Annotated in this window: 1 pseudogene; it reads right to left on the reverse strand. The window is 36.7% G+C overall.

Annotated elements, in window-relative coordinates:
* Positions 1-235, reverse strand: a pseudogene (locus PPOP_RS16845) (hypothetical protein); the annotation flags it as partial.
* Between the last annotated feature and the right edge of the window lie 35 nt (positions 236-270).

Below are 270 nucleotides of genomic sequence, written 5' to 3' on the forward strand. Positions count from 1 at the left end.
ACTCAACTTCACCCAGTACTTTGTTGGTTATTCTTGTCACTTTTTCGCTCGTCTTTATCACTCCCTTTGCTTTTACAACAATATCAATTTCCCCAACATAACATCCAATCACCCCCACCAAAATTATACTTACTACAATTCCTATGAAAAAAGGAATTCCCGTAGACACTCTTGCCTCGAACATCTCTTTACTATCCGTCAATTCATCCAGCTTCACCAAATTGGTATTCATCATTTATACCCATTCCCATAATGAAGTTACATAGAAAA

This window comes from Paenibacillus popilliae ATCC 14706 (genome assembly GCF_000315235.1).
Classification (GTDB): Bacteria; Bacillota; Bacilli; order Paenibacillales; family Paenibacillaceae; genus Paenibacillus_B; species Paenibacillus_B popilliae.